Raw genomic sequence first — 20,292 nt, forward strand, 5'->3', positions numbered from 1 at the left:
TGGTTTTCCCGTGCGCCTCAAACTGACCCTGTCTCGCGCGTCGGGCGCGGGCGACGACATCGTCGTCACCGCCGATGCCGCCGCAAGCATCTCGGAGATCGCCTCGACCATCCGGCGGGTCGATCCGCGGGCGGGGGATGCGCCGGCTCCCGCAGACGAGCGTGCACTGACCCTGCGCGCGACGCTTCCCGGCCAGGCGGAGCCGCTCGTGCTGCCGCCCGACGCACCGGTGGGCGAAGCGTGGATCGGCAGCGGCGCAACGGTGAGTCTCGCCGACGCCGGCGTCTACTACGCCCCGAACGACCTGGCCGATGCACCGGTCGTCGCGACCGTCGAGGTGATCTCGGGTCCGGATGCGGGGCGCGAGTTCCCGCTCCGGCGCGGTACGACAGTGCTCGGCCGCGACGAGTCCTGCGACATCGTGCTGCGCGATCCTCTGGTCTCGAAGAAGCACGTGCGCCTGGAGTCCGGCGACGGCGTCGAGGTCATCGATCTCGGCTCGGCGAACGGTGTGGTGGTCGACGGCGGCATCGTCTCGCGATTCACCGTACGACGATCCGAGACGCTGCTGATCGGCGACACCGAGGTGCGGATCAGCGTCTCGGGAGTGACGGACACTCCGGTCGCGGCCCCGACCGCCGGTCCCGTCTTCTTCAACCGCTCCCCGCGCGTGGAGCAGCGATACGCGGGCCAGGTTTTCCAGGCTCCCGAGGTGCCGGCAGAGAAAGAGGACCCGCCCTTTCCTCTTCTCGCGATGCTCACACCGCTGCTGCTGGGCGGCGCGATGTTCATGCTGACGAAGAACCCGACGTCGCTCCTCTTCATTCTGCTCTCCCCCGTGATGCTGATCGGCAACTACATCACCGGACGCACGCGCGGCAAGCGCAAGCTCAAGAAGGCGATCGCGGTCTTCGACAAGCGCCTCGAGGCGTTGACGGAGAAGCTGGGCAGTGAGCGCGAACTCGAGCAAGCGCTGCGGCGCTCCGAGTCGCCGACCACTGCCTCCGCCCTTTCCGAGGCTCTTCAGCGCGGCCCCTTGCTCTGGACGCGCCGACCCGAGCATTGGTCGTTCCTCAACGTCCAACTCGGCATCGGAGCGATGCCGTCTCGCAACGTGATCCAGACGAACGACCGAGGCGAGATGCTCGTCGAATTCCAGGAGCGCCTGGATGCGGTGATCGCCGAGCACGAACACGTCGCCGACGTTCCCGTTCTCGACAACCTGTTCGAGTCGGGTGCTCTAGGGATCGCGGGCGCGCCGGAGCGCATCGCCGGATCCGTCAACTCGGTGCTGGTGCAGCTCACGGCGCTGCACTCGCCCGCGGAGCTCGTCGTCGCATCCCTCGTCTCCCCGAGATGGTCGCGGGAGCTCGAGTGGCTCAAGTGGATGCCGCACACGTCGTCGCCGCACAGCCCGGTCACCGGCGGCCACCTGGCCGACAGCGCGTCGAGCGCCGCGACCGTGATGAACGCCCTGGAAGGCGTCGTCGAGCAGCGACTCGCAGATGCACGCGCGAAGGCCAAGCGGCGTGGCGCGATGGAGCAGGAACGTGCCGCCCTCGAGCGGGGCGCGGAGGTCGGCAAATCCGAGACGATCGACGGGACTCCGTCGCCCATCCCCGCCATCGTCGTCGTGATCTCCGACGATGTCTCGATCGATCGCGCGCGCCTCGTACAGCTCGCTGAGGCCGCCGCCGATGCCGGAATCTTCCCGATCTGGCTCGGCGAGACCACCGCGAAGCTGCCGGCCGTCTGCCGCACCTACCTCGAGCACACCGACCGCGAGGATCGCGGGACCGTCGGCTTCGTGCGCATCGGCGAGACGATCGAGAACGTCGTCACCGAGCCGGTGACCCGGGCCGCGGCGCTCGACTACGCCAAGCGGATGGCTCCCGTCATCGACGCGGGCGCCCTCGTGGCCGACTCGAGCGACCTCCCGCGCAGCATCTCGATGGTGACCCTCCTCGGGCACGATCTGTTGGAGTCGTCGACGGCCGTCATCGACCGGTGGCGACAGAACTCATCGATCCACGACCGGACGCCCGGAGCTCAGCCGGTGAAGCGTCGCGCCGGAACCCTGCGTGCCATCATCGGCTCGGCGGGCGTCGACCCGATGCATCTCGATCTGCGCACGCAGGGACCGCACGCCCTCGTCGGCGGAACGACCGGCGCCGGCAAGAGCGAGTTCCTGCAGGCCTGGGTGCTCGGGATGGCGGCCGAATACAGCTCGGACCGTGTCACGTTCCTCTTCGTCGACTACAAGGGCGGATCGGCGTTCGCGGATTGCGTGACACTCCCCCACTGCGTCGGCCTGGTCACCGATCTGAGCCCGCACCTCGTGCGTCGAGCGCTCACCAGTCTGCGGGCCGAGCTGCACCACCGGGAGCACCTCCTCAACCGCAAGAAGGCCAAGGACCTGCTCGAACTCGAGAAGCGCGGCGACCCCGAATGCCCGCCCGCCCTCGTTCTCGTCATCGACGAGTTCGCGGCGCTCGTCGGCGAGGTCCCCGAGTTCGTCGACGGCGTCGTCGACATCGCCCAGCGCGGTCGCTCGCTCGGCATCCACCTCATCATGGCGACCCAGCGACCGGCGGGCGTGATCAAGGACAACCTGCGGGCGAACACCAACCTGCGCATCGCGCTCAGGATGGCCGACGAGTCCGACAGCCAGGACGTCGTCGGCGTGACGGATGCAGCGCACTTCGACCCGGGCATCCCCGGCCGCGGCATGGCCAAGACCGGCCCGGGCCGTCTGACGCAGTTCCAGTCCGCCTATGCGGGTGGCTGGACCTCGCGCGAACCGGAGCGCGCCGGTGTCGAGGTCGCGGAGCTCCGCTTCGGCGGCGAGAACCGCTGGGAGGAGCCCCGGCCGGCGGTCGAGGTGGAACGCGACCTCGGGCCGACGGATCAGCAGCGCCTCGTCACCTCGATCGTGCACGCCCAGGCGGCTGCGCGCATCCCCGCCCCACGACGCCCGTGGCTCGATGAGCTGGCGAGCGTCTACGACCTCGGTCTGCTGCGCCAGCGCACCGACGCCGAACTATTGCTCGGAGTCAGCGACGTGCCCGACCGCCAGCAGCAGGCGCCGGTGTACTTCCACCCCGATGTCGACGGAAACATCGCGATCTACGGCACGGGTGGCGCGGGAAAGTCCGCTGTGCTGCGCTCCCTCGCCTCGGCCGCCGCGATCACACCGCGCGGCGGCCCGGTGCGGGTCTACGCGCTGGACTTCGCCGCGGGCAGCCTCAGGATGCTCGAGAAGCTGCCGCACGTCGGCTCGGTGATCCCCGGCGACGACGCAGAGCGGGTCATCCGGTTGTTCCGCACGTTGAAGGAGGAGCTCGAGAGCCGCGGACCGCGCTTCGCCGAGGCGAACGCATCGAGCATCACCGAGTACCGGCGGCTCGCGAACCGGCCGAACGAGCCGCGCATCCTGCTGCTCATCGACGGGTTCCCGAACTTCCGCGAAGACTTCGAGATCCCCGCGGGACGCTCGGCCTGGTACGACGTGTTCAAGGACATCCTGAGCGACGGGCGCCAGCTCGGGATGCACGTGGCGCTCACCGGCGACCGCGCCGGTGCCGTGCCCACCGCGATCCGCTCGCTCGTCCAGCGCAAGGTCGTGCTGCGACTCGCTGACGACGGTTACGGGATGCTCGATGTGCCGAGCGACATCCTCGGCCCGTCATCGCCTCCCGGCCGGGCGATCGTCGACGGGTACGAGACGCAGATCGCGGTGCTCGGCGGGAGCGCGTCGGTCTCGGAGCAGTCCGCCGCGACGACCCGTCTCGCTGAGGCGATGACGCGCGCGGGCGTTCCGGAGGCTCCGACGATCGGGTCTCTGCCGCGCGAGCTGCCACTCGCCGACCTGCCTGATCGGCACCAGGGCGAACCGGTGCTCGGCCTGAGCGATCTGGACCTGGGACCGTTCGGTTTCGACCCGGCGGGGACGTTGCTCGTGGCCGGCCCACCCGCGAGCGGACGTACCAGCACGCTGGCCGCGCTGGCCGCATCCGTCGCCCGGTTCGATCCCGAATCGCGCCTCTACTACCTGGGCAACGCGCGCTCGCCCCTCGCGTCGGCGTCGCACTGGACCGACAAGGCCACGACTCCGGATGCGGCGGCCGCCCTCGCCCGCGACCTCGCGGCCGCTGTCGCGGATCCGGACACCGAAGGTCACATCACCGTGATCATCGAGAGCATCGGCGACTTTCTGCAGACCCCGGCCGACTCGGCGATCGTCGAGCTCGTGCGCGCGGTGCGGCGCAGCGACCACCTGCTCGTGGCCGAAGCGGAGTCGTCGGCTTGGGGTCGTCGTGGCCGCTGCTCGGCGAGGTGAAGAACGGGCGCCGCGGCATCCTGTTGCAGCCGGACTCGATGGAAGGAGACCTGCTGCTGAAGACGCCGCTGCCGCGCCTCAACCGGTCGGAGTTCCCGCCCGGACGCGGCATGTACATCGCGAAAGGCAAGTTCGCGCGCGTGCAGGTGCCGCTAGTCGACTAGGGGCGCCAGCCGCTAGCCCTGTGCGCCCCCGAAGTACGGGGTGAAGATCGCGCCGGTGTCGTCGAAGGAGATGATCCCGCGGATCTGGAAGACGATCTCGTCGCTGCTTCCGGTGCCTGTCGCTCCGTCGGACGTGCGGGTCAGCTTCGCCGTCGCCGTCACGCTGCCGTCCGCCGAGCTCTCGACCGCCCATCCGCCGATGGTCCAGGCCGGGTCGACTCCGATATCCGGCCGATGCACGAGCTGCCAATGCAGGTCGCTGAGCGTGACGGCGTCGTCGGACTGCACAAGGAAAGGACAATCAGCGGGTTCTGCCTCTGTCGAGGCAAGACAGGCGTCGAGCCAGGCATCGACGGCCTGTCGCGCCTGGTCGGTTCCAGCTGAGGACAGTTGGGCCACGAAATTGGTCGGCACGACCTTGTTGCCGGCGGGGATGGACGTGGCGTCGGCATTCCAGACGACGTACGCCGCGTTCGGCGACTGGAACTTCACCGGGTAGGTGCCGGGGAACGCCCGAAGAGTGGTCGCGCTGCCGATCAGCATGCTCGATGGATGCTGGCCGGCGACGGTGAATGTCAGCCCGACCGGGCCCGTGACCAACACGTCGACCAGATCCGTCTCGACCGCTCCGAACTTCCAGAGCGGAAGACCCGGGAGACCGCCTGCGCGCTCGATGGCGAAGGTCTGATGACGGCTGTGGTCGCCCTGCCGGATCGTCGCGTCGATCGTCGCCGAGTTGCCGTGAATGACGGGTCGGGCCAGCGAGAAGGAACTGATGCGGTTGGTCGCTTTGGCGTACGCGGCATCGGTGAGTAGCACATCCCCCGAGTTCGCCTTGATGCCGGCCAGGTGCATGGCGTCGCCGGCCTTGCCGTGCTCCAGCGCGGTCAGATAGTTGCCGACCAGAGCCCTCGGCACGTTCTGATATGCCGCGAGCGTGGCTACGGAGAGCGCCACGGCGACTGCCGCAAGCAGCCCGGCTGCACCGATGACGACCCACCAATACCAACGGACAGACGGAACGGCGGCAGCATTGGACGTCATCGGTCCCCCTTCAAGATGATTCCCGGAGTGTATCGGCGCGCAAACGTGCCGCGCATTCACCCCGTTCGGGGGAGTGGGGGTGGCGACGGATGCGTCACTCGTCGTCGTCGCGCTCCCACGGCCACCGCGGGCGGCCCCGATCGCGGAACCGTCCGACGATCACGAGTTGGTAGAGCAGGGTCACGACGAAGGCTGCGATTCCGACGACGACCGCGTACCAGCTTGCCAACTGACCCAGTGCGAACACGAAGTAGTGGAACGGTTGCGAGGGATCGCCCGCTCCCCCGGCGATGCCTCCGGCCGCTGCGTAGACGATGTACGCGGCGAAGCCGACGATGAGCGCGACCAGCGGCGAGATCCGTTGCTTGTCAGCGTTGACCTGCGTGCCCAGGGAGATGAGGAAGACGAGAACCAGCAGCGTCGCGGAGCCGACCATGATCGGGCCGACGAGCGGGCCCGCATCCGGATCGTCGATCGGGTCGGTGTTGGTGGCGAGCGAGATCAGCCCGAACGCCGCGATCACGATCGCGAGGTAGAGGAAGGCCGCGAAGACGGCTACGACGGCGGCGTATGCACGATCGTCACGCATCTTGCTCCGTGATAGAGGATCAGTAGATCAGTAGCCGCTCTGCTGCGGTGTGGCGTACGCAGCGACGGCCTGGTTCTGGGCGTCGGCCAGCTGCTGGTCGTACTCGGCCTGCGCCTCGGCGTTGCGCACCTTGAGCGCGCGGCCGCGGGCGGCGAGCCAGGCACCGGTCCACATCGAGACCTCGCGAGCGACCACGCCGGCGAGGATCGCGAACGGGTTGACCCACTGGCGGCCGATGAAGAGTCCGGCCTCCTCTGCGGTCAGGCGGGTGAAATCCTGGTCGAGCAGTGAAGACCCGACGTAGGAGGCGTAGACGAGAACGGCGACGACGAGGCCGCCGAGGATGTACGCCCACCAGCGTGCGCGGTTCAGTACCTGGATGAGCAGCACCATGGCGACAAAGAAGACGATGACCGGTCCGCGGAACGCCCACGAACCCAGGAAGTGAACGAACAGGTCGACGAATTCGCGTCCCGGCGTCAGCAAGCCGCCGACGAGCGCCACGACCGCGGCCCACAGCAGTGCGAACACGACGGTTCCGACGAGGGCGATCAGGATGCCGACGCCGCGGTTGCTGCGCTTCTTGGGCGGCTCGGGTCGCTGCACGTAGATCGGGGTGACCGGCTGCGCGGCGTACGCGGGAGCAGTGGCGCCAGCGGCGACACCGGCCGCCGCTGCTGCGGGCGGGGCGTCGTATGCGGTCGTCGCCGCGGTGTCGGTTGTGGGCTGCGCGGCCTGCTGCGCGGCGATGGTCACGGGCGCGGCCGACTCGGCCGGCGAAGCTGTGTCGATGGTCGCGTCGCCCGCGGCAGCTGCTGCGGCGGGGGCCTCACCGGTGTTCGAGCGGGCGACGGCGGCGGCGATGTCGTCGTCGGATGCGACGACGGGCTCGGGCTCGATCGCCGGGGCGGGGGTGGCCGGAGCCGGCGTGGCTGCGGCTGACGCTGCGGGAGCGGTGGCAGGGGCGGTTGCGGTGCCGCTTTCCGCGTCCTCGGGGTGGTTCACGTGTCCGCGAGCGGAGACAGGGCTCGACGGCGGGTTGGCGAGGCCGGGGTCGGTGTCGGGGCTGGAGCCGGCGGCATCCGGGACGGAAGTAGGCTCTTCCGGCGTCGCATTGCTCATGGTGTCACTCCTCGATCGGCCTGGGCAGGCATCCACTGATGGTGACACTGTAGCAATCGGCCCGCCGCTCGCAGGGAGGGCGGGCCGCTAACGCATGCTCTCCTCTTTATTTGCTAGCCGGGGTGGATTCGGTCGATTTGAGGGTGTAGATGAGCCCGCTGATCGTCGCGTCCACGCCGGTGCCGACGGTTGAGGCCTTCGTGACGAACCCGGTGACCAAGAACAGTCGCTGGCCCGACTGAGCGCCCTTCAAGAAGGTCAGGACGTTCGCGTACGGTCCGCTCACCGAGACAGTGACGGGGCTCGCAATGAAGTTGTCTGAAGTGATCAATGTGCTCATCACCGGGGGCAGGCCGGCCACCTTGACGGGAACGGCGGGCGTCGGCGTCGGCGCTGGGGTGCCGGGTGCCGGTGTCGGCGCAGGAGTGGCCGTCGAACCCGCTGCCGGTGCTGCGGCGGCGGCCGCCGGCGCGACGGGAGCCGTATATGCCTGCCCGTCCGCGGCAGTCCACTTCGCCACGGTGACGCCGGCGCCGCTCGCCACTGCGGTCATCTCGTCCATGAACGCGGGCATCTGCACGTCGCCAGGAACCGACGAAGCGAGCGCGGCGAGCTGCGCCTTGAGCGCCGGCAGATCCTTGTACTGCTTCTGCAGTTCGGCGAGCGCGAGCGCGTTCTTCTGGTTGAGCGCCTCGACCTGAGCGGTCTGCGCGTCGGCCGCCGAAGCAGCGGAGAGTTGCGGCTGGATGCCGACGACCCAGCCGAGCGCCACGATTGCCACCATCGCCACCGCCGAGCCGATGATCCAGAGACGGGTCTTGTCCATGGCTACTTCTCCTTCGGTTCGAAACGCTTGGCGAAGGCGCGCTCGTCGACGTGAATGGTGACGGTCGCCGTGTAGATGTTCGTCGACTGATCGAGTGAGATCATGCCGGCGACGCCGTCCACATACCCCGGCAGCGTCTGAAGCGAGCGCATCCAGGAAGGAACGTCCGGCAGAACAGCAGTCTCACCGGTGAACACGACCGTCGCGACGCGCGGTCCCTGGGTCGGGTCGCTCGACTGGGCGTAGATAGCCAATGGCGATGACGAGTCGACGTTGACCGTGGTCACGGAGACGCTCGCGGGAAGCTTCGCCTGGACCTCCGCCAGGTAGGGGCTCCAGTCGATCTCGGTCGACGCACCAACCTGCTGCGCCGCCTGGGCGGTGGCGACTTCGTTCTGCACCGTGCGTACGTCCATGAACTTCTGCTGTTGGGCGAGGATGGTCGCGGTCTGCCCTTGCGTGACGAGGAGCTTTGCCTGCGCGGCCACATTCAACGCGAATCCTCCGCCGACGGCCACGACCATCACGATCACGGTCGCGAGCACACCGTATCCCAGCGCACGACGCGTGCCTCGCGAACGACGCTCGGTACGTACCTCGGGGGAAGCAGATCGACGCGGGGCTCGCCACCGACGACCAGTGCGTTGGGGGCACGCTTGGCGGTCGACCGCGGCTTCGGCGCCGCCTTCAGGCTCTTCGCTCCCGTCTCGGGTTTGGTGCCCTTCGGCGCTTTGCCGGACGCTTCGCGTCCTTCTTCTCAATCGGCTCGGTCTTGGCGTCGGTGGGGCGCCGAAGTGTGATGCTCATGCTGCACTCCCTAGGGCGAGGCCGAGGGCGACTGCGAGCCTCGACCGATTCTGCCGCAGCACGTCCGCGTTGAGGTTGCGCGACAGTGCGACGGTGTGGAAGGGGTCCCCGACTTCGACGGGGAGGCGTGTCATCTCGCTCAACGCGTCAGTGAGGCCGGGCAGCTGTGCGCCGCCACCGGTGACGACGAGTTCGCGGACCGGAGCATCCGGATGCGTGTTCACGAAGTAGCTGACCGTGTTCCGCAGGCTGGTGAGCAGCTCGCTCGTGACGCGATAGATGATCTCGACGACGCGCTGCTCTTCGATGCTGGTGACCTCGCGGGCCAGTCCGATGGTCGCCTTGAGCCGCTCCGCCTCGCCGGGCTCGATCTCCAGTTCGGATCGCAGGGCCTGGGTAAGGTCCGCTCCACCGGTCGGGATGATACGTACGAACTGGGGAACACCTTCGGTGGCGATCACGACGCTCGTGGTGTTGGCCCCGATCTCGATCAGCGCGACGGTGCCCGCCACATGCGGGCGACCGAGGAGCACACGGGTGAGAGCGAACGGGATGAGGTCGACCTCGACCGTCGTCAGACCCGCGAGCTGGGTGGCCTTCACGTTGCCGAGCACCGCATCCTTCACCGCGGCGACCAGGAGACCATGGATGACCGGGCCCGCCTCGGTGTCGCTCTCGGAGATCGGGTAGAAGTCGAGGAGTGCGTCCGCGACCGGCACGGGCAACATCTCCTGCACCTGGTACGGCAGGCTCTCCCGGATGCGCGTGCGCGACATCTTAGGAACCGTCAGGTCGCGAGCGAGAACGCGCTGATTGCCCATCCCGAGCACGACGTCCTTGCTCTTGAAACCGCCCTGGCTCCAGAGCTGACGGAGTGCCGCTGCAACCGTGTTGGGCTCCAGAACCTCGCCTCGACTCACTGCGCCCTCGGGGAGCGGGACCTCGAAGTGGCGCACCAGGGTCGGGCGTGCCTTTCCAGCGTCCGCCACCTCGACGGCACGAATCGTCGAGCTTCCGACGTCGATGCCTACGATGTTCGTGGCCATGCGATCTCCTTACCTATGCGATTCCGAAGAGCGACAGGTAGGCGCCCCACAGTGTGTTGCCGAACAGAATGCCGATCCAGGCGCCCGCGAGCATCCATGGGCCGAAGGGGATGCCGCTCTTGCGGCCCGCGCGGCGGGCGGCGACGAGCGCGAGGGCGAACAGCCCGCCGAGCAAGAATGCCGAGAACGCGCCGACGATGAGTGCACCCCAGCCCAGGTAGCCAAGGAAGAGCCCGAGGACTCCGGCGAGCTTAACGTCGCCGAGCCCCATGCCGCCCGGATACGCGAACGCCATGATCAGGTAGGCGACGAACAGCGCCGCAGCGCCGATGGCAGCGCGAATTAGGGCCGACCAGTCGCCGCCGAGAACGCCGGCCGCGCCGAGCAGAACCGCTCCGACGAGGTAACCGGGCAAAACGATCGAGTTCGGGAGCCGCTTCACGTCGAGATCTATGAGCGCGAGCGCGACGCTCACGCCCGCAAGATAGAGGAACGCGATCAACTCGAGGATCGACGCGACCAAGTCGAAGGTGGTCGTAGCCGAAAGGATCCCAGGAAGACGCCAGAACCCGACGACCGCGAAGAACACACCGGTCGCAGCCTCGACAAGCGGGTACCTGAACGAGATCGGGTTGCGGCAATCGCGGCACTTGCCACGGAGGAGGAGCCAGGAGAGCACGGGGATGTTGTCCCACGGGCGAATGGCGTTTCCGCACTGCGGGCAGGCGCTCGGCGGAGACACGATCGAAGCACCGATCGGGACGCGATACACGACCACGTTGAGGAAGGAGCCGATGAGGAGGCCGAGGACGCCGACGACGGCGATCCCGAAAGCGGTGGCCCAGAGGGCAGGGATGAGGTCGATCACGGGATGGCCGTCCCGTCTGCCGAGTAGGCCGCTTTGACCTCGACGAGCACGTTGACCCCATACGTCGTTGACACCGGCGACAGGAACTTCGGCGGCGCGATATTCCGAAGTCGCGGGTCGTACACGTACTGCTTCGTGTAGCCGGTGGTGCCGTTTCCTGTGCCGACCGTGCCTCGGAACTTCTGAGCGATAGCTCCGGTCACCTGCAATTGGCCGCGGTATCCGCCGGTCGTGTAGTTCTGCACCTGGAAGGAGTGAGCGACCGAGAGGATGGCCGCCTCGATCTTGCGGTTGGTGTTGCCCAGAAGCGATGTACCGGAGGAGTTCACGGGGTTCCAGACCCAGACCGCGCCGGTACCGACGAGGCCGAGTATGTCGTTCTGCGCATCCTCGCGAACGATGTCGCCGACGACGTACACGTAGTGGGAGGCGGCCACGGTCATGGCGGCGTTCACGGTGCCTTGGACGAACACGTCGCCCGCCTGGCAGTCGTAGGACTTTCCCATCGCGGTGTCGTCGGGGACTTTCTCGTTCGTCTTGGGATAGCCGAGACCGTTGCCCACGTCGGTCGTCGTCTGGCCGACGCATTTGAAAGAGCTGTTGTTCGGGGTCTTGTTTGAGGCCCAGTAGTTCGGGTCCGTCGCCGTGGTCTTCACTCCCTGCACGTAGACGAGGTTGTGGTCGAGAATGTGGTTCGTGATCGTGATAGTTTGACCGTTTGCTCCGGACAGAGTGTTCACATTTTGCGCTTCGGACTTCGTGGGGTCCCCCGGGGTGCCGCAGTCGGCGGGCGCGGTCGATCCAGCGACCGTCGGCGGGTCACCGGCGATCTGGGTCTTCTTGGTCCACGGCGAGCGCACGGTCATGGTCCCGTCGGCATTGAACTTGATCGTGGTCGGACCCGTGTAGAGGCAGCCAGGACGCTGCACCGTCTGAGGCAGGTCGTTGCGCGTCTCCTGGATCATCTTCGAGTTCGTGGCCGGCATGCTGATCGGCTTCGCGAACCCGACGTTCAGTGCAGCGCCCGTTCCGTCAGTCGGCGTGTAGGTGGGCGAGCAGCCGATCGTCGTGTATCGCACGCCGTTCTTCAGTGTGGAGTTCGACGACGTGACAGTCTGATCGAACTTCCCTCCACAGATGTCGAGGGTGTCGTTCGAGTGCAGCGGGCCCTTGATCTCATCCGCCTTGACGAACTGGATGACGCAGCTGGAGCTGCGGGCGGTTGAAAGCTCCCAAGCGTGGGCGACCGTGCAGCTGGTCGAGTTGATGTCGGGGTCGAGCATCTCGTAATCGGTGAAGTACAGGAAGTCGATGAACCCCTGCTGCTTGAGGTCGGCGACGATCGTGCGCGTCACATTCCCAACCTTGCCGGTTGACCGCAGTCTCAGGATGCCGGTGGACGAGTACTTCGAGTTATCCACCTCGTACCGGTACGACGCCCGAGGGGTTCCGCCGACCACATCATTACTGCCCGCGACCGTCGCCCACGTACCGGTAGGACCGATGCCGAACGCAGGGTTGGGAGCCGATGTAGGCGGCAGCGCGACCACGTTTCCGGGCACTCCTTTCGCGAACAGCGCGTCGGGGTTGCCGTACTGAACATACGAGTAGTCGTTGGCGAGTCGGCTCTGGTAGTCGCTGATCCCGGCGTACGCGGCCGAGATCGCGCCGGCCCAGTCCTGTTCGCTTGTCGCCTTCGTGATCCCGGAGATCGCAACGCTCGTGACCGAGGTGACCAGCAGGATCAGCACGGCACCTATGCCGACGACCATCGCCATGGCCATACCCTCGTCGTCGTTCTTTCGCCACAACCGGCGGAACCAGAAATCACGCATCACGAACCCGTTCCTGATCGCGTTAGGCCGAGATTCGGCATCGCGACCGTGTTCTGGAGAGTGACCGCCGACCAGTTCGAGCCTGCGGACTTGACGGGCAGCGCGATCGTAATCGCCCTGATGGAGAGGAGCGTCGTCGAATCGGCAAAGCCACCGGTCGGCACGGGTACCGTCGTGCCCTGGTCGGTGAGATAGGTGAAGAGTGGCGCCGTCGGATCGACCGAGTCGCTGAGGACGCGAGGCGATTGAGGTGTCGTATTGAAGTTCCAGTGACTGTTCGTGAGCCCTGTGGCGAGATACTTCGTCTCGATCAGCTGGTTCTTGGCGTTCACCGAGAAGGTGACCTTCACGGGAGTCTCGCTGGCGGAGTCCAAATTAACGTACGCATAAAGCGTGATGCTTCGAAGGCCTGAACCAGCGACGATGGCTGACTCATTCGGATAGACACCGGATGCGGGATTCGCGAGCGGGTTCTCAGTCGCGGCGCGGATCATGCGCGCCATTTCGTTCATCCCATTGGATGCAGACCGGGTGTCCGTGTTGATCTTGTTGTTCTCGTTCGAACTCTTCGTGACGCCCACGAACATAGCGAGAACAACCGCCGCGACCAGGCTGGTGAGAAAGACCGCGATGGTGATCTCGACGAGTGTGATGCCTCGCTCGTCGGCGGCCAGCCGGCGAGCACGAGCGCGGAACAAAGAGCGGCTCATTGGATCACCCGCGGATCGATGGTGATGACGCCGGGAGCGACGTTGACGGGACTGCCGGAGGGCAGCGAGATCGATGTCGTGGGAACGATCGTGGTCTTCGCGCCAGACGTGGCTCCCGAGTAGATGATCCAGGTTCCGAAAGGAAGGGCCAGATTGACATTGCTGGAGGCGACTTTCGTCGTGAACGTGAGCGTCGGAGGCGTCGCGAGCGCGCATCCGGGATCCCCGACGAGGGGGATGCGGTCGCGGCCTGGACCGTCAGGAACTTGCCCTGGACGCCCGAGACGTTCACGACGCCCATGCGTAGATTCGACATTGTCGCGCTCCCGCCGGGAAGGGTCGAGACGTGCTGCGCATCCATTCTTTGGCCCACGACGCCCGCGAGGTTGGGCGTGGTCCACTTTCCGGGATCCGGCGAGATGCAGTCGGGAGCTTTCGCGCCTCCCGGGGTCAGCGACGGAGCCACGTATGGTCCGGTGAACGCGTCGTATCCGTTGGCGAATGGGTGCAACAGGTACCGGACGGTCTTGGAGACGGGCACGCTCACGGGCGTCGAATACACGGCGTTCTCACTCGCCCAGTTGACGACGAGATTGCTCGGGAATTGGATGCCCGAGGTGCCGACATTGCCCGCGAAGATGGCGTCGATCACGCTGGCCTTGTCAAACTGAAAATCGGCCTCGGTCGAATCTCCGGCGACGACAAGCTTGGTCTGGGTCTCGGTCGCCTGCTGCTTTTCGTTCACGTAGTCACCCGCGGTAGTGCTGATCTTCACGTCGTAGTTGCCCGGGGCGACTTTGAGGGCGTAGCTGCACCCCTGAACATCGGTCGCGGCGGGGCCTGGGGTAACCGGGAGCGCACCGTTCGGGTTGGTCGCATTCGGGGTGACCGTCACAGTCAATCCCGGAACGCCGGCGCCGTTGACGCCCGTGACGGAGACCAGGATCGTTCCCATCGTCGGATCGTTGATGCGGCCGTTCGGCGCGATAAGGGTGTCGGCCTGCACTTGAGGGTACAACCTGGCTGCGGCCCTTCCAGTCGACACGCACGTTGATGTGCTTGTACTGGAGAGCGCCGTCAGCCGTGCCGCAGGCGCCGTCTCCACCGCCCGAAGTGACCCAAGCCACTGAGCGGGTGATCGTGTACTGGAGACCGTCGACGACGACGTTCGTCTGAGCGGGGAGGATGGTCATCACGTCGCTGATCGAGCGGGCGACGTCGATGTCCTGCGCTGCGAGGTTCGCGGCGACTTCACGCGAACGGGAGTCTTTGGTGAGGGTGAGGCTGCTGGTCATCGCGGCGGCGACGCCGACAGCGATGATCATGAAGATCATCATCGCGACCATGACCTCGATGATGGTGAATCCTGACTCGCGGTCGGCAGGCTGGTTCAGACGGGCACGGAGCAAGTTCACGATTCACCTCCTCGGGTGTTGGGAATCGATGGTGGTGCGGGGTGGAGCTGAGGTTTTTCTTCGGCGGTAACGGGCTGGCTGTTCGGGTGCCGGGCCCTTTACGCCTCGGGTGGGGCGCCGCTTGCGCGACGCCCCACCCTCGGTCTCTCCGGGCTGGTTACGGTGCGACGAATGCGCCTGTGGCCGAGCAGGATCCTGGGGCCACACCAGTCGAGTCGCTCGCGGCGAACGACGTGCCAGTGGTGCTCGTTGCCGAGATGCAGAACGCGTTGCCGGTCCCCTTCGTCAGAGAGGGGATCGAACCGCCGGTGTAGTTGGCGTCACTCGCCTTCGGTGCGGTGTAGCCGTTGTTTGCGAGGTTGCTCAGATCGTTCGGCATGGATCCGTTTCCGGTAGTCGAGAACGCGACGACAGCCGTCTTTGCGTTCGAGATGTCGGACTTGACCGCGCTGTCCTTCGCGCTGTTCTGGATGCCGAGGTAAACGGGGATGGCGATCGCGGCGAGGATGCCGATGATGATCACAACGACGAGAAGCTCGATGAGCGTGAAGCCCTTCTCGTCCTGTTCGAGGAGTCCCTTGCGGCGGGCGTTCAGTTTGCCCATGAGTCGGAAGTACATTGCGGTGTCCATTCGGTCGGGTGCGGGGTGGTGCGGTCGGTTCGAACGGTGCGAGTTTCCGTTCGGTGGCTTGATGGTATTTGCCAGAAGATTCTCGGCAGAATCCCACGTCCGGGGGTGTTTTTGTTCAGTTATCACCCCAGTTAGAGGGAGGAAACGCGCAACACGTACCCAGGTTGGGGGCGTTTATTTGACGAGCGTGGCAATCTGGAAGATCGGCATGTAAAGCGCCACGACCATGCCGCCGATGACGACTCCGAGGAAGGCGATCATCAAAGGCTCGATCATGGCGGTGAGCTGCTCGGTCGCAGACTCCACCTCCTGGTCGTAGAAGTCCGCGATCTTGGTCAGCATCATCTCGAGGGAGCCGGAGTCCTCGCCGACGGCGATCATCTGCGTCACCATCGACGGGAAGACGGGCTGATTGGACAGCGGGGTGGCGATGGACTCGCCCTGTCGGACCGACTCTGCGACCTTGACGAGCGCATCCTCGATCACCCAGTTGCCGCTCGTCTCCCCCACGATCTTGAGCGCCTGGAGGATGGGGACACCCGAGCCGATCATGTTCGCGAAGTTGCGACTGAACCGCGCGACGGCGATCTTCTTCATCAGCGGACCGAATACCGGCAGCTTCAGCTTGATCGGGTCAATTCTCCGGCGGACCTTCTCCTCGTTCTTATTGCGGCTCCACCAAACGGCCACCACGATGATGATGACCAACAATAGGGGCGCCAGCCAGGCCATGGCGTGCGAGAGCACGACGAGGATCTCCGTAGGCAATGGGAGCTGACCACCCATCTGGGAGAACATCTTCTCAAAGACGGGCACGATGAAGAGCAGCATCGCGATGACCGCGACGAGCGACATGATTAGGACGATTACCGGGTAGGTCAGTGCCGACTTGATGGTGCCCCGAAGCTTGACCTCCTTCTCGAAGTTCGTTGCGATCGACTCCAGCGATTGATCGAGGAATCCGCCGGTCTCACCGGCGCGCACCATGTTGATCATCAGGGGCGGGAACACATCCGCGTGCTTGCGCATCGAATCGGAAATGGAGACACCGGTTTCGACGTCATCTCGCACCGTGCCGAGAATCTTCGCGAGCTTCTTGTTCTCGGTCTGCTCGGCCAGGATGTTCAGGGTTCGCAGCAACGAGAGGCCCGAACCGATCATGGTCGCCATCTGGCGGCTCATGATAGCGAGATCCTTGAGCTTCACTCCGGATCCGAAACTGATGTTGAGGTCGCGGTTCAGTCCCGTGCCCTCCGGCGCCTCGGCGATCGAGACCGGTGACAGGCCCATCGTCTTCAGCCGCGACGCGACAGCGGCCTCGCTGGGCGCATCCACTCGACCCTTGACGATCTTGCCTTCGGCGTCGCGCCCCTTGTAGGCGTATGCGGTTGCTCCAGCCACGGGTTACCTCACCATTCCTGAATAGTTGTCGCCGAAGTCGGGCCCACTGGCCGCGATCGCGCGCGCTGACGCCTCCGTGGGCGATTCGACGCGTTGGATCAGTCGGTGGATGCCCTCGAGGTCGTGCGCCTTGTCGAGCGCGGACTTGCGGGTGATGGTGCCGTTGTTGACCAGGTCGGCCAGATGCTGGTCCATGGTGTGCATCCCGGAGTCCCGTCCGGCCTGCATCATGGAGGCGATCTGGTAGGTCTTGCCCTCGCGGATGAGGTTGGCGATGGCCGGGGTCATCATCAGCACCTCGGTGGCGACGACACGACCGCGGCCGGATGCGCGTTTCACGAGCGTCTGGCAGACCACGCCCTGCAGGGTGGCGGCCAGCTGCGCACGCACCTGGTCCTGCTGGTGGGGCGGGAACACGTCGATGACGCGGTCGATGGTCTGCGGCGCATCCTGAGTGTGCAGGGTCGCGAAGACGAGGTGGCCGGTCTCGGCCGCGGTCAGTGCCACCGAGATCGTCTCCAGGTCTCGGAGCTCACCGATCAGGATGACATCGGGGTCCTGGCGCAGCACGTGCTTGAGCGCGTTATTGAAGCTGTGGGTGTCGTGGCCGACCTCGCGCTGGTTGACGATCGACTGCTTGTGCACGTGCATGAACTCGATCGGGTCTTCGACCGTCACGATGTGGTCTGCCCGGGTGCTGTTGACGAGGTCGATGAGCGCGGCGAGCGTCGTCGACTTGCCGGAACCGGTCGGTCCGGTCACGAGGACGAGCCCGCGGGGCAGCTGCGAGAAGCCGCCGATGCTGTCGGGCACGCCGAGTTCGTGAAGCTGCTTGATCTCGGTCGGGATGAGACGGAAGGCCGCTCCCACGGAGCCGCGCTGCTGGTAGAGGTTCACACGGAAGCGGGAGTTTGCCGAGATGGTGAACGCGAAGTCGAGCTCGAGCTCGCGTTGGAAGACCTCGAGTTGACGCGGGGTCAAGAGGCTCGTGAGGGCGGAGTATGTGCGCTGAGTGCTCCACGGCTCGGTCGTCCCGGCTGGAGTCAGGGAGCCGTCGATGCGCACCATCGGAGCGGCGCCAACGGTGACGTGGAGGTCGGATGCGCGCTGGTAGACGACCTCGCGCAGGGCCGCGACGAGGTCGGGGTCGGCCTTTTCGAGCGCTTCGCGTTCGGCTGGCGAGAGTGTCTCGTCGATGGGGACATCCGGGCGGGATGTCGGCTGCTCAGGTTGAGCGGCTACCTCGGCGGCCTGGGCTGCGCGACGGCCCTCCGGCACCAGACGGGGGCCGGCTGGGGCGGCGGCCGGCGGCGGGTAGTCGAGGGCCGCGGTGGCCGGCGGCGCGTATGCGGCGGGCGCGGCCGGGGCGGCTGGCGCGGGGAAGTCTGCCGCAGGAGCAGCCGGCGCCGGGAAATCGAGCGACGGCAGGTCGTAGGCGACGGTCGCAGCCGGCCGCTCATACGGGGCAGCCGGCGCAGCCGGCGGAACCGGCGACAGCGACGGCGGCGAGAACACCGGCGGCTCGAACGTCGGCGCAGGGATGGTCGCGGTCGGCCCGGTCAGCCCGAACCGTTCAGCAATCCCCTCCCTCGGCGATGCGACAGGGGCAGGCGACGCCGACACGGGCGGCGCAACCGGCGCAGCCAGCGGTTCCGCGATCGGCACCGGCGTTCCCGGCGCCCACCCATCGACCGCAGATCCCGGTGGCGTCACCGGGATCTCGTAGAGGGCTTCGACTGGGGATTCCCCAGTGCTGTCCGTTCACTGCGGCACTGTCCATGTCGGTGTCCATGCGCCCTCCTAGGCGACCACTCTGAGGATTTCTTCGACCGAGGTGAGGCCGAGCTTGGCTTTCGCCCAACCGTCCTGGCGGAGGGTGAGCATCCCCTGCTCCTGGGCGGTTCTGGCGATTTCGGCACTGGATGCACGCGTGACGGCGAGGCGTTCGATCTCCTCGGTCACGGCCATGACCTCGTGCACGGCGATGCGGCCGCGGTAGCCCGTGTTCGAGCAGGTGGCGCAGCCGACGGGCGCGAAGACGACGGGCATCTCGGCCTCGTCGAGACCGAACCGGAGGTGGCGCAACTCGGCCGCCGTGTACTGGGCGGGCTGCTTGCAGCGGTCGCAGAGGCGGCGCGCGAGACGCTGGGCGACCACGCAGTCGAGTGCGGATCCGACGAGGAACGGCTCGATGTCCATCTCCGTCAGACGGGTGACCGCGCTCGGTGCGTCGTTCGTGTGCAGGGTCGAGAGCACGAGGTGGCCGGTGAGCGACGCTTCGATGGCGATCTGCGCGGTCTCGTGGTCGCGGATCTCACCGAGGAGCACCACATCCGGGTCGCTTCGCAGGATGGAACGCAGTGCGCTGGCGAAGGTGAGCCCCGCTTTCGGGTTGACCTGCACCTGGTTGATGCCGGGCATCCGGTACTCCACCGGGTCCTCGACCGTGATCACGTTGATCTCGGGGCGCGCGACCGCGTTGAGGGTCGTGTAGAGAGTCGTCGACTTGCCCGAACCCGTCGGACCGGTGACCAGGATCATCCCGTACGGCTTGGAGTAAGAGGTGCGGTATGTCTCGAAGTTGCGCTCGAGCAGGTTCAGGTCGCGCAGGGTCATGCCGGTGTTCGTGTTGTCCAGGATTCGCATGACGACCTTCTCGCCCCACACCGTCGGCAGGGTGGCGACGCGCAGGTCGATCTGGCGGCCGCCGTGCACGACCGACATGCGGCCGTCCTGCGGCTTGCGGCGCTCGGCGATGTCGATGTCGCTCATGATCTTGAGCCGGGAGATGACGCCGTTCTGGATGCTCTTGGGCGCGCTCTGCATCGCGTGCAGCACACCGTCGATGCGGTACCGCACCCGCACGTCGTGCTCGGCCGGCTCGATGTGGATGTCGGAGGCGTGGTCCTGAATGGCCTGGCTCACGAGCAGGTTCACGAATCGCACGATCGGTGCGTCGTCCTCGGCGTCGCCGCCGATGCTCAGGTTGGTGTCTTCGGAGGGAGCGTTCTCCTCCTCCAGCGTCGTGGTCAGGTCGCTGAGCTCGTCGTCGGCTCGGATGTAGCGGTCGATCGCTGCCAGCAGGTCGGCCTGCTCGGCGACGGCCGGCGAGATCTGCATCCGGGCCGCGGCGCGCACGTCGTCGACGGCGAAGACGTTGCCGGGGTCGGCCATCGCGAGGATGACCATGCCGTCGGCGAAGCCGATCGGGAGGACCATGTGCCGGCGACAGATCGCGCCGTTGACGAGGGAGACCGCCGTGCGGTCGACGGGGTAGTCCGCGAGTTCGACGAAGGGCAGGCCGGCTTGGGCGGCACGAGCCTTCGCGAGCTGGACTTCGCTGATCGCGCCGCGCGAGAGCAGTTCGCGAACGGCCGCGTCATCGGCAGCGGGTTCGCTGGTCACCGCGTCGAGGTACTCGATCGGGAGGTGGCCGTGAAGAATCAGGATTTCTGTCATAGAGGCCACGGGGGTACCTCCTCGGGCAAGGACGAT

The 20,292-nt window shown here is 66.5% G+C and carries 16 protein-coding genes; 2 read left to right on the forward strand and 14 right to left on the reverse strand.

Annotated elements, in window-relative coordinates:
- Positions 1-10 precede the first annotated feature (10 nt).
- Both ACQ86A_RS17120 and ACQ86A_RS17125 read left to right on the forward strand, forming a co-directional pair.
- Positions 11-4,339 carry an FtsK/SpoIIIE domain-containing protein gene (locus ACQ86A_RS17120; protein WP_431278134.1) on the forward strand — a complete coding sequence of 1,443 codons (4,329 nt, stop codon included), beginning with the start codon at positions 11-13 and terminating at the stop codon, positions 4,337-4,339.
- On the forward strand, positions 4,306-4,503 hold the full coding sequence (locus tag ACQ86A_RS17125) for a hypothetical protein (RefSeq protein WP_431278135.1): 198 nt from the start codon (positions 4,306-4,308) through the stop codon (positions 4,501-4,503). Before ACQ86A_RS17120 ends, ACQ86A_RS17125 begins: the two co-directional genes overlap by 34 nt.
- 12 nt (positions 4,504-4,515) lie before the next feature.
- Here ACQ86A_RS17125 and ACQ86A_RS17130 read toward each other — a convergent pair whose 3' ends face one another.
- The 14 genes from ACQ86A_RS17130 to ACQ86A_RS17195 form a co-directional block, all read right to left on the reverse strand.
- The gene (locus ACQ86A_RS17130) at positions 4,516-5,547 is read right to left on the reverse strand and encodes a hypothetical protein (protein WP_431278136.1); all 1,032 of its coding nucleotides are present in this window, start codon (positions 5,545-5,547) and stop codon (positions 4,516-4,518) included.
- A 94-nt stretch (positions 5,548-5,641) separates the two neighbouring features.
- Entirely contained in the window at positions 5,642-6,136 is a 495-nt protein-coding gene (locus ACQ86A_RS17135; protein ID WP_431278137.1) for a DUF6121 family protein, read from the reverse strand.
- Between the two features lie 27 nt (positions 6,137-6,163).
- On the reverse strand, positions 6,164-7,258 hold the full coding sequence (locus ACQ86A_RS17140) for a hypothetical protein (protein ID WP_431278138.1): 1,095 nt from the start codon (positions 7,256-7,258) through the stop codon (positions 6,164-6,166).
- 106 nt (positions 7,259-7,364) lie between these two features.
- Positions 7,365-8,084: a hypothetical protein gene (locus ACQ86A_RS17145; protein ID WP_431278139.1), complete on the reverse strand. Its 720-nt coding sequence runs from the start codon at positions 8,082-8,084 to the stop codon at positions 7,365-7,367.
- A gap of 2 nt (positions 8,085-8,086) precedes the next feature.
- Complete coding sequence (locus ACQ86A_RS17150) at positions 8,087-8,629, reverse strand: hypothetical protein (RefSeq protein WP_431278140.1); 543 nt, start codon at positions 8,627-8,629, stop codon at positions 8,087-8,089.
- Positions 8,630-8,887: 258 nt separating this feature from the next.
- Positions 8,888-9,937, reverse strand: a complete 1,050-nt coding sequence (gene pilM, locus ACQ86A_RS17155; protein ID WP_431278141.1) for a type IV pilus assembly protein PilM — start codon at positions 9,935-9,937, stop codon at positions 8,888-8,890.
- A gap of 13 nt (positions 9,938-9,950) precedes the next feature.
- Positions 9,951-10,805 carry a prepilin peptidase gene (locus ACQ86A_RS17160; RefSeq protein WP_431278142.1) on the reverse strand — a complete coding sequence of 285 codons (855 nt, stop codon included), beginning with the start codon at positions 10,803-10,805 and terminating at the stop codon, positions 9,951-9,953.
- On the reverse strand, positions 10,802-12,640 hold the full coding sequence (locus ACQ86A_RS17165; RefSeq protein WP_431278143.1) for a hypothetical protein: 1,839 nt from the start codon (positions 12,638-12,640) through the stop codon (positions 10,802-10,804). Before ACQ86A_RS17165 ends, ACQ86A_RS17160 begins: the two co-directional genes overlap by 4 nt.
- Complete coding sequence (locus tag ACQ86A_RS17170) at positions 12,640-13,350, reverse strand: PulJ/GspJ family protein (RefSeq protein WP_431278144.1); 711 nt, start codon at positions 13,348-13,350, stop codon at positions 12,640-12,642. The genes ACQ86A_RS17165 and ACQ86A_RS17170 overlap by 1 nt, the downstream gene beginning before the upstream one ends.
- 4 nt (positions 13,351-13,354) lie before the next feature.
- The gene (locus ACQ86A_RS17175) at positions 13,355-14,356 is read right to left on the reverse strand and encodes a carboxypeptidase-like regulatory domain-containing protein (RefSeq protein ID WP_431280515.1); all 1,002 of its coding nucleotides are present in this window, start codon (positions 14,354-14,356) and stop codon (positions 13,355-13,357) included.
- A gap of 566 nt (positions 14,357-14,922) precedes the next feature.
- On the reverse strand, positions 14,923-15,384 hold the full coding sequence (locus ACQ86A_RS17180; protein ID WP_431278145.1) for a type II secretion system protein: 462 nt from the start codon (positions 15,382-15,384) through the stop codon (positions 14,923-14,925).
- A 186-nt stretch (positions 15,385-15,570) separates the two neighbouring features.
- On the reverse strand, positions 15,571-16,797 hold the full coding sequence (locus ACQ86A_RS17185) for a type II secretion system F family protein (protein WP_431278146.1): 1,227 nt from the start codon (positions 16,795-16,797) through the stop codon (positions 15,571-15,573).
- Positions 16,798-16,800: 3 nt separating this feature from the next.
- Positions 16,801-18,510, reverse strand: coding sequence for a type IV pilus twitching motility protein PilT (locus ACQ86A_RS17190; RefSeq protein WP_431278147.1), 1,710 nt, complete (start codon positions 18,508-18,510; stop codon positions 16,801-16,803).
- A gap of 87 nt (positions 18,511-18,597) precedes the next feature.
- On the reverse strand, positions 18,598-20,265 hold the full coding sequence (locus ACQ86A_RS17195) for a GspE/PulE family protein (RefSeq protein ID WP_431278148.1): 1,668 nt from the start codon (positions 20,263-20,265) through the stop codon (positions 18,598-18,600).
- Between the last annotated feature and the right edge of the window lie 27 nt (positions 20,266-20,292).

Source organism: Leifsonia poae (assembly GCF_050632195.1).
Taxonomy (GTDB): domain Bacteria; phylum Actinomycetota; class Actinomycetes; order Actinomycetales; family Microbacteriaceae; genus Leifsonia; species Leifsonia poae_C.

Coding starts and splice junctions, on each gene's coding strand:
- ACQ86A_RS17130 (WP_431278136.1), bottom strand. CDS start 5,547: ATGACGTCCAATGCTGCCGCCGTTCCGTCTGTCCGTTGGTATTGGTGG.
- ACQ86A_RS17135 (WP_431278137.1), bottom strand. CDS start 6,136: ATGCGTGACGATCGTGCATACGCCGCCGTCGTAGCCGTCTTCGCGGCC.
- ACQ86A_RS17140 (WP_431278138.1), bottom strand. CDS start 7,258: ATGAGCAATGCGACGCCGGAAGAGCCTACTTCCGTCCCGGATGCCGCC.
- ACQ86A_RS17145 (WP_431278139.1), bottom strand. CDS start 8,084: ATGGACAAGACCCGTCTCTGGATCATCGGCTCGGCGGTGGCGATGGTG.
- pilM (WP_431278141.1), bottom strand. CDS start 9,937: ATGGCCACGAACATCGTAGGCATCGACGTCGGAAGCTCGACGATTCGT.
- ACQ86A_RS17165 (WP_431278143.1), bottom strand. CDS start 12,640: ATGCGTGATTTCTGGTTCCGCCGGTTGTGGCGAAAGAACGACGACGAG.
- ACQ86A_RS17170 (WP_431278144.1), bottom strand. CDS start 13,350: ATGAGCCGCTCTTTGTTCCGCGCTCGTGCTCGCCGGCTGGCCGCCGAC.
- ACQ86A_RS17180 (WP_431278145.1), bottom strand. CDS start 15,384: ATGTACTTCCGACTCATGGGCAAACTGAACGCCCGCCGCAAGGGACTC.